This is a genomic window from Micromonospora chalcea (assembly GCF_002926165.1).
Taxonomy (GTDB): Bacteria; Actinomycetota; Actinomycetes; order Mycobacteriales; family Micromonosporaceae; genus Micromonospora; species Micromonospora chalcea.
Genome location: NZ_MAGP01000143.1, coordinates 24,904 through 40,801 on the forward strand (window position 1 = coordinate 24,904; position 15,898 = coordinate 40,801).

Sequence of the window (15,898 nt, forward strand, 5' to 3'; positions counted from 1 at the left end):
ATCTTGCACTTGCGGCCCTCCCGAAACGGGCATAAGCGGCATCACGTGGGCCGCAAGTGCAAGATCGCGAGCGCAGGAGGAGGGTCAGTCGCGGCTGCTGAAGGCGGCGTCGAAGGCGGCGCTCGGGGCGTCGAACGCCAGGCGGCGGACGAACTGGAGCGCCTCCGGCGCGCCGACCAGGCGGTCCATGCCGGCGTCCTCCCACTCGACCGAGATCGGGCCGTCGTAGCCGATCGCGTTCAGCGCCCGGAAGCAGTCCTCCCACGGCACGTCACCGTGGCCGGTGGAGACGAAGTCCCAGCCGCGCCGCAGGTCGGCCCAGGGCAGGTGGGAGGAGAGCCGGCCACGCCGCCCGTCCCCGGTACGGACCTTCGCGTCCTTGCAGTCGACGTGGTAGATCCGGTCGGCGAAGTCGAAGATGAAGTTCACCGGGTCCAGCTCCTGCCAGACGAAGTGCGACGGGTCCCAGTTGAGCCCGAACGCCTCCCGGTGCCCGATCGCCTCCAGCGTGCGCTTGGTGGTCCAGTAGTCGTACGCGATCTCGCTGGGGTGCACCTCGTGCGCGAACCGCACGCCCACCTCGTCGAACACGTCCAGGATCGGGTTCCACCTGTCGGCGAAGTCCTGGTAGCCGCGCTCGATCATGGCCGGTGGCACCGGCGGGAACATGGCCACCGTGTGCCAGATGGACGAGCCGGTGAAGCCGACGACGGTGCGTACGCCGAGTTTCGCCGCCGCCCGCGCGGTGTCCTTGATCTCCTCGGCGGCCCGCTGCCGCACCCCTTCCGGCTCGCCGTCGCCCCAGATCCGGGCCGGCAGGATGTCCTGGTGCCGCTCGTCGATCGGGTGGTCGCAGACGGCCTGCCCGACCAGGTGGTTGGAGATGGCGAACACCTGAAGGTTGTGCTTGGCCAGGGTGGCCCGCTTGCGCTCGACGTACGAGTCGTCGGCGAGCGCCTTGTCCACCTCGAAGTGGTCGCCCCAGCAGGCGATCTCCAGTCCGTCGTAGCCCCACTCGGCGGCGAGCCGGCAGACCTCGTCGAACGGAAGGTCGGCCCACTGGCCGGTGAAGAGCGTGATGGGTCGCGCCATTGTCCTTCTCCCCTGTGGTGATGGGGGATTCCGTCGCGGACCGGGGCGAGGACGACCGGAGGCGGCGGCCTGAGGGCACCGGTGGACGCCGGAGCGTCTGCCTCCCGGGCGGGTTGCGCCTCCCGCCGGGTCACCGGCCACCTCGCGGTCGCCGCCTCCACTCTATGGCCTACCTCAGGGCAGGGTCCAGCGCTGGTTCGCCGCGCCCGTGCACGTCCACAGGTGCACCGCCGTGCCGTCGGCCGAGTTGTTGCCGGACACGTCCAGGCACTTGCCCGACGACGGGTTGCGCAGCGTCCCGTCCGCCTGCGCCGACCAGTTCTGCGCGCCGGTGCCGTTGCACGACCACAACTGGATCTTCGTGCCGTTCGCGTTGCCGCCGCCGGAGACGTCCAGGCACTTGCCCAGCGCCTTCACCGGCCCGTTCGGCGTCACCGTCCACGTCTGCGCCGTCGAGCCGTTGCAGGTGTAGAGCTGGATCTGGGTGCCGTCGGCCGACGAGGCGTTCCGCACGTCCAGGCACTTGCCGGCCAGCCCCTTGATCGGGCCGGTGCCGCCGCTTGCGGTGCCGCGGACCAGCGTGAAGTCGTCCACGTCGAACAGGCCGGTGCCGCTGCCGGCGAACGTCAGGTGCACGGTCTGCGTACCGGACGGCACGCCGGTGAGCGCGGTGGACACGTCGGCGAACGTGGTCCAGCTCCCGGTGTTCGGCACCGCCACCTGGCCGGTCGCCGGCCCGGTCGGCGAACCGGTCCGCACTTGGAGCGTGCCGCCGGGGCCGCCGGAGACCACCCGGGCGCGCAGCGACGTCACACCGGTCAGGTCCAGCCCCGGGTACGCGGCCCAGTCGCCCGGGTCCACGTACCCCAGGGTCTGGCCGCCGTTGGCGCCGGCCTTGGGGTACGCGCTGACGCCGCTGGCCGAACCGAACGCCTCGGCCTGGACGGTGGTGTTGCCGGTCGGTGGCGGCGTCCCGCCCAGCTCCTTGATCCGGATGTTGCGGAACGACACGTCGTCGCCGGTGCCGTGGTTCTGGATGCCGACGTGCCCGGCGAGCGACCGCACCGGATCGGTGTTTGTGAAGTCGTTGATGCGTACGCCGTTGAGGAACACCTGCAGCCGTTCCCCTTCGACCAGGATCTCGTAGGTGTTCCACTCCCCCGCCGGGTTCAGCGCCGCGTCCCGGGCCGCCAGGTCGGCGGACTTGAAGCCGTAGATCGCGCCGGTGGTCCGGTCGGCGGCGTCGGTGGGGTCGATCTGGATCTCGTAGCCGTTGTCCACCGCCGAGTTCGGGTCGCTCGACGGCGGGAAGCCGACGAACACGCCCGAGTTGTCGTCACCGGCCAGCCGCCAGTCCAGCTTGAGCGAGTAGTTGGTGAACTGCTTCGCGCTGTACCAGTACAGGCCCATGCCGCCGACCGAGGTGAGCGTGGCGTCGGTGTTGGTGAAGCTGCCCGGCCCGGCCTGCGACCAGCCGGTGGTGCCGCCGTTGTAGAGCGTGGTGTAGCCGGTCTCCGGCCGGCAGTCGGCCTTCGTGCGCCCGGCCGCGTAGCGGATGCCGCCGAGCAGGTGGTTGCGGAACGCCGCGTCGGCGTAGGAGGCCTGGGTGTGGCCGCCGCCGGTGTAGAAGGACCGGCCACCGCTGTACGTCTTGCACCAGGCGTGCGGGTGGTCGCCGCCCATCGAGCCTCCTGAGTACGAGGACTCGTCGAGACTGGCCAGCACGTGCGCGGTGGAGCGGGCGTTGGAGCGGTAGTCGTACCACTCGTCGGTGCGGTTCCACTGCTGCGGCAGGTGCGCGGTGGCCGCGTGCGCCCGGTCCTCCACCTTGACAGTGGCCGGCTGGATGGCCGGGTGGGACGCGAACCACGCGCCGACGAGGTTGCCGTAGAACGGCCAGTCGTACTCGGTGTCGGCGGCGGAGTGCACGCCGACGTACCCGCCCCCGGCGCCGATGTACGCCTCGAACGCCGACTGCTGGGTGGCGTTCAGGACGTCCCCGGTGGTGTTGAGGAAGATCACCGCCTCGAAACGGGCCAGGTTGGCGGTGGTGAACTGGGCGGCGTCCTCGGTCGCGGTGACCGTGAAGTTGTTCGCCGCGCCAAGCTCCCGCACGGCCTGCGTGCCGACCGCGATGGAGTCGTGGCGGAAGCCGGCGGTCTTGGAGAAGACGAGCACGTCGTAGGGGCCGTCGGCGGCGCTCGCCGGGGCGGCGGCGCTGGTGGCGGCCACGGCGGTCACCGCGACCAGCGCGATACGGAGGAGTCTCATCGGCGTTCTTCCTTCCCACCTCACGGCAGCGTCCACTTCTGGTTGGCCGCACCCGTGCAGGTCCACAGGTGCACCGCCGTGCCGTCGGCCGAGTTGTTGCCGGACACGTCCAGGCACTTGCCCGACTGCGGGTTGCGCAGCGTCCCGTCGGCCTGCGCGGACCAGTTCTGCGCGCCGGTGCCGTTGCACGCGTAGAGCTGGATCTTCGTGCCGTCCGCGCTGGCCCCGCCGGACACGTCCAGGCACTTGCCGAGCGCCTTCACCGTGGCGTTCGGCGTCACGGTCCACGACTGCGCCGTCGTGCCGTTGCAGGTGTAGAGCTGGATCTGGGTGCCGTCGGCGGTGGCGGCGTTGCGCACGTCCAGGCACTTGCCGGCCAGGCCCTTCACCGGGCCGGTGCGCACGGCCGACGTGGTGAGCGTGAACGCGTCCAGGTCGTAGAGCGCCCCGGTGCCACCGGCGAACGTCAGGTAGAGCGTGGTGGTGCCGGCCGGCGGATTGGCGATCGTGCCGGTGACTGTGGTGAACGTGTCCCAGGCGCCGGTGACCGGGACGGTGGCCGAGCCGAGCACGGCGCCGGTGGCCGAGCCGGCCCGTACCTGGAGCGTGCCGCCGGCCCCGGCGGACGACACCCGGGCGGTGAACCCGGTGGCGTCGGCGAGCAGGTACGGCTGGAACGCGATCCAGTCTCCGTTGTGGATGTCGCCGACGGTCTTGCCGCCCTCGGCGGTGGCCTTGTCGAACGTATTGATCCCGGACGAGGTCCTGAAGTGCTCGGCCTGCCGGTGCCGGGGCTGGAGCGTGTGCTGGGTGTGCGTGGTGAGGCCGCCGGAGTCGGTGTACTCGGCGTCGAAGACCGCGAAGATGTTCGCCGCGTCGTCGTGCTCACCGTCGACGGGTACGGCGATCGAGCCGGTGCAGCCGGTCGCCGAGGTGATCTGGTGGCCGTGCTGGTCGTGGCCGAGCACGTAGGTCATCTTGACCTTCGTGCAGTCGATGGTGGCGTCCTCCGGGTCGGTGACGGTGATCCGGAACGGCACGGTGTCGCCGAAGGAGAACAGCTTGCCGTTGCCGGGTGTCTCGATGACCACTGTCGGGGCGGTGTTGCCGACGGTGATCGTCACGCTGGCGGTGCCGGTGGCGCCCTGCGGGTCGCGCACGGTGAGCGTGGCGGTGTACCTGCCGTTGGCGGTGTAGGTGTGCGAGGGGTTCGCCGCGGTGGAGGTGCCGCCGTCGCCGAACGTCCAGGCGTACGTCAGCGCGCCGCCCTCCGGGTCGGACGAGCCGGCCGAGGAGAAGGCCACCGCGAGCGGCGCGGCGCCGGAGGTCCGGTCGGCGGCGGCGCGGGCCACCGGGGCGCGGTTGGCGCCGCCCAGGTAGTCGAAGCGGTAGAGCGCCGAGTTGGCGTCGCCGTTGAAGTAGCCGGTGCCGTAGTCGAGCACGTAGTACGCCCCGTCCGGGCCGAACGCGGAGTCCATCACCTGCTTGCCGGTCCACGGGAAGCTGTCGATGGTGCCGGGTGAGCCGTCCGCGTTGACGTGGATCGGCTTGATCCAGCCCCGGCCGAACTCGGTGGCGAAGAACTGCCCGTCGAACGACTGCGGGAACTTGGTGGTGGACGGGTTCGCCGCGTCGTACCGGTAGACCGGACCGCCCATCGGCGACTCGGAGCCGCCGCCGAACTCGGGCGGGCTGCCCGCGTCACCGGCGTAGCGGATCCAGGACGGCTTCGCCGCCGGCAGCGTGGTCAGGCCGGTGTTGCGGAACGAGTTGTTCGTCGGGCCGCCCGTGCAGTTGAACTTCGGTCCGGCGGCGCCGGTGGCGAAGTCCCATTCGGCGTACGTCTCGGCGGCCGTGTTGGTGCCGGTGCAGTACGGCCAGCCGTAGTTGCCCGGCCCGGTGACCCGGTTGAACTCGACCTGCCCGGACGGGCCGCGGGCGGTGGTGGTGCCGGCGTCCGGCCCGTAGTCGCCCACGTAGACGATGCCGGTGGCCTTGTCGACGCTGATCCGGAACGGGTTGCGGAAGCCCATCGCGTAGATCTCCGGGCGGGTCCGCGCGGTGCCGGGCGCGAAGAGGTTGCCGGCCGGGATCGAGTACGTGCCGTTGGCGTTCACCTTGATCCGCAGGATCTTGCCCCGCAGGTCGTTGGTGTTGCCGGCGCTGCGCTGCGCGTCGTACCCGGGGTTGCGGTTGGTGCGCTCATCGATCGGCGCGTATCCGGCCGAGTCGAACGGGTTGGTGTCGTCGCCGGTGGACAGGTAGAGGTTGCCGGCGGCGTCGAAGTCGATGTCACCGCCGACGTGGCAGCACAGCCCCCGGTCGGCCGGTACGTCGAGCACGTCGACCTTGCTGGCCTGGTTGAGCGTGAAGTCGGCGTTGAGCGTGAACCGGGACAGCCGGTTGACGCCCTGCCAGGCGGAGAAGTCGGTGCCGGTGGCGGGCGCGTCGCCGGCGGGGGTGGACAGCGGCGGCGCGTAGTAGAGGTAGATGTGCCGGTTGGAGGCGAAGCCGGGGTCGACACCGACGCCCTGCAGCCCCTCCTCGTCGTGGGTGTAGACCGGCAGCGTGCCGATGACTGTGGTGACGCCGGCCGCGTCGGTGCGGCGCAGCGTGCCGTTGCGGGCGGTGTGCAGGACCGACCGGTCGGGCAGCACCGCCAGGGACATCGGTTCGCCGGTCTCGGCGACGCCGCGGGCGAGTTCGACCTGCTGGAAGTCGCTCGCCGTGATCGGGTGGGCGGACGCCGGGACGGGCGCCGCGGCCGCTGTGACGGTGCCGGCGGTGGCGGCGAGCAGCAGCGCTGCGGCAGCGGCGAACGGTCGTCGGGCACGGGGGTGGTGGTGGCTGGACATGCTGTGCTGTCCCTTCCTGACGCGCGCAGCCAGGACCGGGCGCGCGTCGCGCCGGATGCCGAGCGGGGGATGCTGCGCCTCGGCGAGGCGGGCGGTACGGGGGGCGGATCGCCTCGTCGGGTCAGCTAGGTACTGTGCACGACATTAAAACCTTTCGATCAGCCTGTCCATAGCTTCTGATCGATCGGCTTACACTTTCGGCGCTACGCGACAAAAGTTGGTGTCACTCGCGGCGGTCGACAGCCCGTTCCACGAGCGCGGCGAGCACCCGCCGGGCCGGCTCCGCGAGCCCCGCCGCGTCCAGCGCGACAAGCGCCGCGTCGGCCCGGGTACGGATCATCCTCTCCACCGCCTCCCGGGCGCCGGACTCCTCGACGATGCCCCGCACCTCGGCGGCGCCCGCCTGATCCAGCGCCGGATCGCCGACCAGCTCGCGCAGCCGGGCCACGCCGGCCGGGGAGGCGGACGCCCGGGCCAGCGCCAGCAGCACCGTCGGCTTGCCCTCGCGCAGGTCGTCCAGGTTGGACTTGCCGGTCACCGCCGGATCGCCGAAGACGCCGAGGACGTCGTCGCGGAGCTGGAACGCGTCCCCGAGCGGATCGCCGAACCCGGCCAGCGCCGCCACCGGCGCCGGCGTCGCGCCGGCCAGCGCGGCGCCGATCTGCACCGGACGGGTCACCGTGTAACGGGCCGTCTTCAGCCGCACCACGGCGAGCGCGCTCGCCACCGAACCGTCCCCGGCCGCCGCGACCACGTCCAGGTACTCCCCCGCGATCACCTCGGAACGCATCCGGGCCAGCAGGACCTGCCCGCCGCGCAGCCGCTCGGGCGGCAACCCGCAGCCGTGGAACATCTGCGCCGACCAGGTGGCGCAGAGGTCCCCGCAGAGCACCGCCGCCTGCCGGCCGTACGCCGCCGGGTCGCCGCGCCAGCCGGACCGCTCGTGCAGGTCGGCGAAGAAGCGGTGCAGCGTGGGCGCTCCCCGGCGGCGGTCACTGCGGTCCACGATGTCGTCGTGGATCAGCGCGAACGCGTGGAACAGCTCCAGCGACGCCGCGGCCACCACGATCGGCCGCTCGTCCGGGCCGTCGAAGCCCCGCCAGCCCCAGTAGCAGAACAGCGGTCGCAGCCGCTTCCCGCCGGCCAGCACGAACCGGCGCAAAGCGGAGTGAACAGTCCCCGTACCGTCGTCCGGCCGACCCGGCCCTCTCGCGTCCAGGAACGCGGCGAGCTCGGCGTCGAAACGGCCCCGAAGCAGGGCCGGGTCGGTCGGTGCGACGGTCACGGTCATGGTGCCTCCCAGGCCAATCCGGCGAGTTCCAGCAACAACGCCTTCACATCGGTCGCCTCCACCCGGGGCCGGATCGCGGCCGGGTCGGAGCAGAGCAGCACCGGGCCGTCCGCCGGATCGGCCGGCAGGCGCCCGTGCGAACCACGCACCGCCCGCGCCCCGGCGTCCAGCCCGACCACGTTCATCAGATAGCGCAGGCCGAGCTTCTTGCGCGCCAGCGCCACCGCCGCACGACGTTTCGCCGCGCCCGGAGCGGCCGGATCGAAGAACAGCTCGGCCGGGTCGTAGCCCGGCTTACGGTGGATCTCCACCAGCCGCGCGAAGTCGGGTGCCCGCGCGTCGTCCAGCCAGTAGTAGTAGGTGAACCAGGAGTCCGGCTCGGCCACCAGCACCAACTCGCCCGAGCGGGGATGGTCCAGGCCGTACCCGGCCTGCCCGGCGGCGTCCAGCACCTCGGCCACGCCGGGCAGCGCCGCGCAGAGCTTCGCCACCGCCGGCACGTCCGCCGGATCCCGGACGTAGACGTGCGCCACCTGGTGGTCGGCCACCGCGAACGCCCGTGACGTCCACGGGTCGAGGTATTCCATCCCGGCCTGGGTGTAGACCCGCAGCAATCCTTCGGCGCGCAGCAACCGGTTCACGTCCACCGGGCGGGACACGTCGGTGATGGCGTACTCGGACAACGCCACCACAGTAGCGTCCCGATCACGGGCCGCGTCCAGCAGCGGGCCGAGCACGGTGTCCAGCTCCGCCGCCGCGGCGGCGGCCTCCGGCCCGGACGGACCGAACCGTTGCAGGTCGTAGTCGAGATGCGGCAGGTAGACAAGGGTCAGGTCGGGTGCGTGGTCGGCGAGGATGCGCTGCGCCGCCCGGCTGATCCACGCCGAGGACGGCAGCCCCGCGCCCGGCCCCCAGTAGCTGAACAGCGGGAACGTGCCGAGCGCGTCGGTGAGCGTGTCCCGCAGCCGCGGCGGGTCGGTCCAGCAGTCCGGCTCCTTGCGCCCGTCGGCGTGGTAGACCGGGCGCGGCGTGACCGTCCAGTCCACGTCCGCGCCCATCGCGTACCACCAGCAGACGTTCGCGACCCGGTAGCCCGGCTCGACGCGCCGGGCCGCCTGCCACACCTTCTCGCCGCCGACCAGCGCGTTGTGCTGCCGCCAGAGCAGCACCTCGCCCAGGTCGCGGAAGTACCAGCCGTTGCCCACCACGCCGTGCCCGGCGGGCAGCTCGCCGGTGAGGAACGTGGACTGCGCCGAGCAGGTCACCGCCGGCAGCACGGTGCCCAGCTCGGCGGCGAACCCGGCGTCGGCCACCGCGCGCAGCCGGGGCATGTGCGCCAGCAGCCGCGGGGTCAGCCCGACCACGTCGAGCACCACCAGCCGCCGGCTCACGAGGACATCACCGCCGTCGGCGCCAGCCCGAGCGCGGTCAGCTCGTCGCGGGCGAAGGCCAGCTCGGCGGCGATGCCGGCGGCCAGCTCCGCGTCGCCGCGCGGCCGCCGCGCCTCCGGCAGCACCCCCCAGGTGTACGTCTCGACGTCGAGGTGGTCGCAGCCGGCGGCCGGACCGGCGAACAGCGCGGCGAGCGCCTCCCGCAGCACCGGCACCGTGGAGCGCAGCGGCGGCTCGGGCGGGGCGTGCAGCGGCACGTGGTAGTGCACCCGCCAGGCACCGGGCAGCCCCGCGTCGAGCGCGGCGTCGAGGTCGTCGGCCGCGTACGCCGGATCGGCCGGATCGGTGGCGCCGGCGCAACCGGCCGCGCGGGTCTGGTGCAGGAACCTCGGCTCGACGAAGCGGCGCAACGCCGCGCCCGCCCCGACCGGATCGGGCGCCTCGACGGCGGCGGACACCTGGACCTTCACCACGGGGAGACCGGCGGCACGCAGCCCGGCCAGGGCATCCGCCGGCTGCTCCCAGGCGCACGCCAGGTGTGCGAGGTCCAGGCAGATCCCGAGCCGGTCGGTATCCATGGCTGAGAATACCTCGCGTGCTTGTCCCGTCGACTCCACCAGGCAGCCGGGTTCCGGCTCGAAGCCGACCCGGATCACCCGGCCGGTCTCCCGCTGCACCGCGGCCAGCCCGTCGGCCAGCGCGTCGAGCCGGCGCCGGGCAGTCGCGGCGCGCGCGGTGTCCCACGGTGTACGCCAGGCCAGCGGCAGCGTCGAGACCGACCCGTGGACCGCGTCGTCTGGCAGCAGGTCGGCCAGCACCCGGGCCAGGTCCAGCGTGTACGCCGAGCGCTGCGGCGTGGTCCAGTCCGGGTGGTACACCGCGCCCTTGACCACCGGAGCCTGGAACGCGGCGTACGGGAAGCCGTTGAGCGTGACCACCTCCAGGCCCCGTACCGTCAGCTCGTGACGCAGCCGGCGGCGGGCCGCCGGGTCGGCGGCGAGCGCGGCGGCCACCGGCGCGGCCAGCCAGAGCCCGAGCCCGAGCAGGTCGGCGTCGAGCGCCCGGCGCACCGCTACCGCGTACGTGTCGAGCTGGGCGACGATGCCGGGCAGGTCCTCGGCCGGGTGGACGTTCGTGCAGTAGCCGAGATGGACGGTCGTGCCGTCGGCGTGGCGCAGCCGCATCATTCGCCTCCGCGCAGTATCGAGTTGCCGGCGAAGGTGGGGTCGCTCGCCTCCAGGGCGGTCAGGTCGAGCCGGCCGGACTGGCCGTAGAACTCGACCGGGTTGCGCCACAGCACCCGGTCCACGTCGTCGGCGCTGAACCCGGCCAGCTGCATCGCCTCCCCGGTGGCCCGGGTCAGCAGCGGGTCCGACCGCCCCCAGTCGGCGGCCGAGTTGACCAGCATCCGCTCGGTCCCGTACCGCTTCAGCAGCTCGACCATGCGCGGCGGCGACATCTTCGTCTCCGGGTAGATGGAGAAGCCCAGCCAGCAGCCGGTGTCCCGGACCAGCCCCACAGTCACCTCGTTGAGGTGGTCGACGAGCACCCGTTCCGGCGCGATGTCCGACTCGGCGACCACGTCGAGCGTGCGCCGTACGCCGCGTGCCTTGTCCCGGTGCGGCGTGTGCACCAGCGCGGGCAGGTCGTACGCGACGGCCAGGGCGAGCTGCCCGGCCAGCGCGGCGTCCTCGGCCGGCGTCATCGCGTCGTAGCCGATCTCGCCGACGGCCACCACGCCGTCCTTGTCCAGGTAGCGGGGCAGCAGGTCGAGCACCGGGCGGCAGCGCGGGTCGTTCGCCTCCTTCGGGTTGAGCGCCACTGTGGCGTGGTGCCGGATGCCGAACTGCCCGGCCCGGAACGGCTCCCAGCCGATCAGCGAGTCGAAGTAGTCCACGAAGCTGTCCACGCTGGTGCGCGGCTGGCCCAGCCAGAACGCCGGCTCGACCAGCGCGCGGACCCCGGCGGCGGCCATCCGCTCGTAGTCGTCGGTGGTGCGGGACGTCATGTGGATGTGCGGGTCGAAGATGCGCATGTCACGCCTCCGGGGTGGGGATGGTCAGCCGGCGCAGCAGGTCGGCCGCGTCGTCGGGCATGGTCCGGCCGGCGGCGTGCCGCTCGGCGGCGTACGCGGCGAGCATCCGGGCCAGCTCGCCGTCGGCCCGCTCCGGCAGGTCGTCGACGACCGCCAGGGGCACGCCGGTGAACACGCACTTGAGCACCGCCTGCCGCCAGGCCGGCTGCTCCAGGTGCCGGGCGTACGGGCCGAGCGCGGCGGCGACCAGCCGGGTGTCGTTTGTGCGGATCGCGTCGTGCAGCAGCGGCACGCACTCCGCGCCGATGGGCAGCAGCGGCAGCGCGCGCAGCACGGCGCGTTTCTCGGCGGCGTCGCCCTGCCGGTAGAGCGTCTCGGCCGCGGCGGCGTGGCCGTTCGGCAGCGTGGCCAGCAGCAGCGCGCGGGCCGCCTCGTCGGCCGTCCAGCCGGGCGGGTCGGGCAGCGGCCCGCGACCGCACCGCCGGGCGGCGGTGACGAAGAACCGTTCGATCGCCGTGGGTTCGGTCGCGACGCGGCGCAGCGCCGCGTCCAGCCACTGCGGATCGGGTACGCCCCGAAGCGCGGCGCGCAGTCGGTCGGGTGTCATGCCGTCTCCCCTCTGCCGGGTGGAAGGTGGTGGGTCACCGCCCCTCGCCGCGCGAGGCGGCGGCGCGCAGGAAGTCCAGTGAGCGGGCGGCGACGGCCGGTGCCGCGTGCGAGTGCCGGGGCAGCTCCACCGCCACCAGCCCGCGGTAGCCGGCGTCGGCCAGGGCACGCAGCACCGGCGGGAAGTCGATCTCGCCGGCGCCGAACTCCAGGTGCTCGTGCACGCCCCGGCGCATGTCGTCGATCTGCACGTTGACCAGGTGCGCGGCGACCTCGGACACGCACCGCGGCACCGGCAGCGGCTCCAGGCACCGGCAGTGCCCGATGTCGAGCGTGATGCCGAAGCCGGGCGGCGCGCCGAGCGCCTCGCGCAGCCGCCGCCACCCGGCGATGTCCTCGACGAACATGCCCGGCTCCGGTTCGAAGCCCAGCGGCACGCCCGCCTCCGCCGCCTCGGCGCAGACCACCGCGCAGCCCGCTACGAGGCGGTCGGCGGCGACGTCGGGCGGTACGCCGGGCGGGCGTACGCCGGCCCAGAAGGAGACCGCCTCCGCGCCCAGCTCGGCACCGATCCGCACGGCCCGGCGCAGGAGCTCCACCCGCCGGGCCGGGTCGTCGTGCAGCAGCGTCGGCGCGTGCTTGTGCCAGGGGTCGAGCAGGTAGCGGGCGCCGGTCTCGACCACCACCGACAGCCCGAGCGCGTCCAGCCGGCGGCGCACGGCGGCCACCCGGCGGGCCAGGCCGGGGGCGAACGGGTCCAGATGGTCGTGGTCCAGGGTGAGCGCGACGCCCTGGTAGCCGAGGTCGGCGAGAACGGCGAGCGCGTCACCGAGGCGGTGGTTGGCGAAGCCGTTGGTGCCGTACCCGAAACGCAGCGCGCCCGGGCCGGGCAGCGGGTCGGCGGCGGTCATGTCGGGGAGATCAGTCGGGCCAGGCGGCGGCCGAGCGGGGCGGCGCCGGCCACGGCGAGGCCGAGCAACCGCGCCCCGGCGCGGGCGGTGAGCGAACCCTGCAAGGCGGGCAGCCCGGTGATCCCGGCCCCGACGGCGGCCCGCACCCGGGCCGGTGACGGATCGGCGAGCACCCGGGCCTGCGCCCGGCCGTACCGGGCGGCGTACCCGGCCGCGAGCACCTCGGGCACCAGCTCCCCGAGCCGAAGGAAGGGCCCCCTCTTAACGCATCCGGTAGAGGAGGGGGCCCCGCTTAACACGGTGGGCCGGGCCGGGGTGGTGAACGCGATCAGCGCGGTGCCGGCCAGCGTGAGGCCCGGCAGACGCCGGTCCGCGCCGGTCACCTCGCGGCGGGACAGCGCGGTCACCGTCCAGGTGTGCGCGGCGATGGTGAGCGCTGCGGGCAGCGCCCGGACCACCCGGCCGCCGGACGCGCCGAGCAGCACGTCCAGCCCTCGGCAGGCGGCCATCACCGCCGGGCCGGCGGCGGTGTTCTTGGCGCGCAGGTCGTACCCCCAGATCGTGGCGGCGAGCGGGAGCGCGACCGCCGCCGCCCGGCGGCCCCCGGCGGCGGTGGCTACCGCGAGCCCGGCGGCGGTCAGGCCGGACGCGACGCCGAGTGCCACCGACGGGCGCACCCGGCCGGACGGGATCGGCCGCTCCGGCCGTTCGACAGCGTCCAGCCGCCGGTCCGCCCAGTCGTTGGCGGCCATCCCGGCCCAGTAGAGCAGCACCGACGCGCCGGCCAGGGCGGGCGTCCGGCGGTCCAGCGCCCCGGCCGCGGCGGCGCCGGACAGCACGTCCCCGGGTACGGAGAGCGCGGCCGGCGCCCGGACCAGTTCGGCCAGGTCGGCCAGGCGGGTCACGACGTCGCCCGGGCGTGCAGGTCGGCGGCGAAGTCCCGCAGCACCGTCCACTGCTCGCCGAGCGCGTGGCCGGTCGCGCCGAGCGGGTCCTTGAAGAAGAACGCCAGTTCGGTCAGCGGGCCGTGGCGGCCGGCGGCGTGCGCGGCGGCGGTGAGCCGGGCCAGGTCCAGCACGAGCGGCGCGGCGAGCGCCGAGTCGCAGCCGTGCCAGGTGAACTCCATCCGCATGCCGGTGCCGAGGAAACCGGCGAACGTGATCAGGTCCCAGGCGGTCTTGAAGTCGCCCAGTTCCTCGACGTACTCGATCCGGGTGCCGCCCTGGGGCAGGTAGCCGAGCGTCTCGGCGAGCACCCGCTGCTTGCTGCCGACCTTGGCGGCGTTGGCGGCCGGGTCGGCGAGCGTGGCGCCGTCGCCGCCGCCGAGCAGGTTCGTGCCGGACCAGGAGCGCACGGCGAGGTGCCGCATCGCGAACATCGGCGCGAGCACCGACTTGAGCAGCGTCTCGCCGGTCTTGCCGTCGTGCCCGGCGTACGGCAGCCCGCGTTCGGCGGCGAGCGCGGCCAGGGCCGGCAGGCGGGCGCCGGTGGACGGGGTGAAGTCCACGTACGGGCAGCCGGCGGTGAACGCCGCGTACGCGTAGGCGGAGCTGGGCGGCAGCACGCCGGCCGGGCCGGTCAGCGCGTCGCGCAGCGTGGCCAGGTCGTGGTGGGCCGGGTGCGGTGCGGGCGCCGGCTCGGTGGCGGCGACGTTCACCACGACTACCCGGTCCAGCCCGTGCCGGGTGCGGAACCCGGTCAGGTCGCGCACCACCGCGGCGATCCGGTTGCCCTGGTCGCCCTCGACCGGCGCGGGTCGCAGCGCCGCCTCGACGGCGGCCAGGTCGGGCGCGACGGCATCGGCCAGCCGGGCGGGCAGCACGCCGGCGGCGGCGAGCGCCTCGGCGCGTTTGGTGAGCGGGGTCGCGACCACGTCGTGGCCGCCGAAGACGAGATCGGCGAAGCCCGGCAGGGCGGGCCCGCGCAGGTCGGGCAGCTCGGTCACGCATCCGGTCGGCGCGGTGAGCCCGGCCCGCAGGGCCAGCCCGCCGACCACGGCGGTGGTCGGTGTCGAGCCGCGCGCACCCACCAGCCACACACCCGTACGCATTCGCGCTACCTCCCCAGGTAAGGCCGGTCCGCCGGTGCGGCCGGGGAATCCCGGTCCGGCCGCACCGGAGGGCCGTGCTGGTCGTGCCGGCGGACACCGGCGGCACGCTCCCCGGAGCCGGCCTCGTCCCCGCCGCGGGGCGCAACCGCGGCGGGCCCTCGCCGGCCGGCGCCGGTGAGTGTCGGGCGGGCCTGGCCCGCCTCGGATCAGGCGGAAGCTTCGGCCAGCGCTGGCTCCACCTCCGTCCAGGCGGCCCGCTCGGCCGAGCGGGTCACCGCGTCGAGCACGAGCTGGACCTGCAGCGCGTCGGCGAACGACGGGGCCGGGTCGGCGCCGGTGGCGACCGCCTCGACGAAGTCGCGCGCCTGGTGGGTGAAGGAGTGCTCGTAGCCGATGATGTGGCCGGGCGGCCACCACGCGCCCAGGTACGGGTGGTCCGGCTCGGTCACCAGGATCCGGCTGAAGCCCTGTTCGGCGGCGGGCCGGGTGGCGTCCAGGAACTCCAGCTCGTTGAGGCGTTCCAGGTCGAACACGACGCTGCCGCGCGAGCCGTTGATCTCGACCCGCAGCGCGTTCTTGCGGCCGGTGGCGAACCGGGTCGCCTCGTACGTGGCCAGCGCTCCCCCGTCGAGCCGGGCCACGAACACCGCCGCGTCGTCCACCGTCACCTGCCCCATGGCGCTGCCGTTGCCGTCGGCCTGCGCGGCCAGGCCGCTCGACCCGGCGACCAGTGGCCGCTGGCGGACGAACGTCTCGGTCAGCGCGCTGACCCCGGTGACGAGCTGACCGGTGACGTACTGGGTCAGGTCGATGATGTGCGCGCCGATGTCGCCGAGCGCGCCGGAGCCCGCCCTGTCCTTCTGCAACCGCCACACCAGCGGGAACTGCGGATCGACGATCCAGTCCTGGAGGTAGACCGCCCGGACGTGCCGGATCTCGCCGATCCGCCCGTCGGCCACCAGCTGCCGCATCAGGGCGACCGCCGGCACCCGCCGGTAGTTGAAGCCGCACATCGCGCGTACCCCGGACGCCCGGGCACGGGTCGCGGCCTCGGCCATCTCGCGGGCCTCGGCGACGCTGTTCGCCAGCGGCTTCTCGCACAGCACGTGCTTGCCCGCGGCGAGCGCGGCGAGCGCGATCTCGCGGTGACTGTCCCCCGGCGTGCAGATGTCGACCACGTCGATCTCGTCGGACTCGACGAGCCGCCGCCAGTCGGTGGTGTAGCCGTCCCAGCCGAGCCGGTCGGCGGCCTCGGCCACCTTCGGCTCGTCCCGGCCGCAGACGAGCGCCATCCGTACCCGGGACGGCAGGTCGAACACCCGGTTCACGGTGCGCCACGCCTGGGAGTGCGCGGCGCCCATGAACGCGTAGCCGACCATGCCGACCCGCAGGATGC

12 protein-coding genes are annotated in these 15,898 nt (G+C 73.8%); all 12 read right to left on the bottom strand.

The genetic code is table 11. The features are described 5' to 3' along the window. Positions 1 to 84: 84 nt before the first annotated feature. On the bottom strand, positions 85 to 1,092 hold the full coding sequence (locus tag BAW75_RS24150) for a sugar phosphate isomerase/epimerase family protein (protein ID WP_043329109.1): 1,008 nt from the start codon (positions 1,090 to 1,092) through the stop codon (positions 85 to 87). A gap of 174 nt (positions 1,093 to 1,266) precedes the next feature. Then, positions 1,267 to 3,363 (bottom strand): ThuA domain-containing protein, encoded by a 2,097-nt coding sequence (locus BAW75_RS24155; RefSeq protein ID WP_104115021.1) that lies wholly within the window; start codon positions 3,361 to 3,363, stop codon positions 1,267 to 1,269. A 20-nt stretch (positions 3,364 to 3,383) separates the two neighbouring features. Next, positions 3,384 to 6,218: an RICIN domain-containing protein gene (locus BAW75_RS24160; protein ID WP_104115022.1), complete on the bottom strand. Its 2,835-nt coding sequence runs from the start codon at positions 6,216 to 6,218 to the stop codon at positions 3,384 to 3,386. Between the two features lie 223 nt (positions 6,219 to 6,441). Then, a complete protein-coding gene (locus tag BAW75_RS24165; RefSeq protein ID WP_104115023.1) occupies positions 6,442 to 7,509 on the bottom strand; it encodes a polyprenyl synthetase family protein in 1,068 nt (355 codons plus the stop codon). After that, entirely contained in the window at positions 7,506 to 8,900 is a 1,395-nt protein-coding gene (locus tag BAW75_RS24170; protein ID WP_104115024.1) for an alkaline phosphatase family protein, read from the bottom strand. The genes BAW75_RS24165 and BAW75_RS24170 overlap by 4 nt, the downstream gene beginning before the upstream one ends. Continuing rightward, entirely contained in the window at positions 8,897 to 10,084 is a 1,188-nt protein-coding gene (gene eboE, locus BAW75_RS24175; RefSeq protein WP_104115025.1) for a metabolite traffic protein EboE, read from the bottom strand. Before eboE ends, BAW75_RS24170 begins: the two co-directional genes overlap by 4 nt. Then, positions 10,084 to 10,935, bottom strand: a complete 852-nt coding sequence (locus BAW75_RS24180) for a TatD family hydrolase (RefSeq protein ID WP_104115026.1) — start codon at positions 10,933 to 10,935, stop codon at positions 10,084 to 10,086. The genes eboE and BAW75_RS24180 overlap by 1 nt, the downstream gene beginning before the upstream one ends. 1 nt (position 10,936) lies before the next feature. Beyond that, the gene (locus BAW75_RS24185) at positions 10,937 to 11,542 is read right to left on the bottom strand and encodes an EboA domain-containing protein (RefSeq protein ID WP_104115027.1); all 606 of its coding nucleotides are present in this window, start codon (positions 11,540 to 11,542) and stop codon (positions 10,937 to 10,939) included. 34 nt (positions 11,543 to 11,576) lie between these two features. Beyond that, positions 11,577 to 12,452 carry a sugar phosphate isomerase/epimerase family protein gene (locus tag BAW75_RS24190; protein ID WP_104115028.1) on the bottom strand — a complete coding sequence of 292 codons (876 nt, stop codon included), beginning with the start codon at positions 12,450 to 12,452 and terminating at the stop codon, positions 11,577 to 11,579. Next, positions 12,449 to 13,357: an SCO3242 family prenyltransferase gene (locus BAW75_RS24195; RefSeq protein ID WP_104115029.1), complete on the bottom strand. Its 909-nt coding sequence runs from the start codon at positions 13,355 to 13,357 to the stop codon at positions 12,449 to 12,451. Before BAW75_RS24195 ends, BAW75_RS24190 begins: the two co-directional genes overlap by 4 nt. Next, entirely contained in the window at positions 13,354 to 14,502 is a 1,149-nt protein-coding gene (locus BAW75_RS24200; RefSeq protein ID WP_104115030.1) for an inositol-3-phosphate synthase, read from the bottom strand. The genes BAW75_RS24195 and BAW75_RS24200 overlap by 4 nt, the downstream gene beginning before the upstream one ends. A 206-nt stretch (positions 14,503 to 14,708) precedes the next feature. Next, positions 14,709 to 15,881 carry a Gfo/Idh/MocA family protein gene (locus tag BAW75_RS24205; protein ID WP_409073564.1) on the bottom strand — a complete coding sequence of 391 codons (1,173 nt, stop codon included), beginning with the start codon at positions 15,879 to 15,881 and terminating at the stop codon, positions 14,709 to 14,711. Positions 15,882 to 15,898: the final 17 nt, after the last annotated feature.

Bases quoted from the DNA above. Each gene is read 5' to 3' on its own strand.
- BAW75_RS24200 (WP_104115030.1), bottom strand. From the start codon at position 14,502: ATGCGTACGGGTGTGTGGCTGGTGGGTGCGCGCGGCTCGACACCGACC.
- BAW75_RS24155 (WP_104115021.1), bottom strand. From the start codon at position 3,363: ATGAGACTCCTCCGTATCGCGCTGGTCGCGGTGACCGCCGTGGCCGCC.
- BAW75_RS24160 (WP_104115022.1), bottom strand. From the start codon at position 6,218: ATGTCCAGCCACCACCACCCCCGTGCCCGACGACCGTTCGCCGCTGCC.
- BAW75_RS24180 (WP_104115026.1), bottom strand. From the start codon at position 10,935: ATGCGCATCTTCGACCCGCACATCCACATGACGTCCCGCACCACCGAC.
- BAW75_RS24150 (WP_043329109.1), bottom strand. From the start codon at position 1,092: ATGGCGCGACCCATCACGCTCTTCACCGGCCAGTGGGCCGACCTTCCG.
- BAW75_RS24205 (WP_409073564.1), bottom strand. From the start codon at position 15,881: ATGGTCGGCTACGCGTTCATGGGCGCCGCGCACTCCCAGGCGTGGCGC.
- BAW75_RS24165 (WP_104115023.1), bottom strand. From the start codon at position 7,509: ATGACCGTGACCGTCGCACCGACCGACCCGGCCCTGCTTCGGGGCCGT.
- BAW75_RS24190 (WP_104115028.1), bottom strand. From the start codon at position 12,452: ATGACCGCCGCCGACCCGCTGCCCGGCCCGGGCGCGCTGCGTTTCGGG.
- BAW75_RS24185 (WP_104115027.1), bottom strand. From the start codon at position 11,542: ATGACACCCGACCGACTGCGCGCCGCGCTTCGGGGCGTACCCGATCCG.
- eboE (WP_104115025.1), bottom strand. From the start codon at position 10,084: ATGCGGCTGCGCCACGCCGACGGCACGACCGTCCATCTCGGCTACTGC.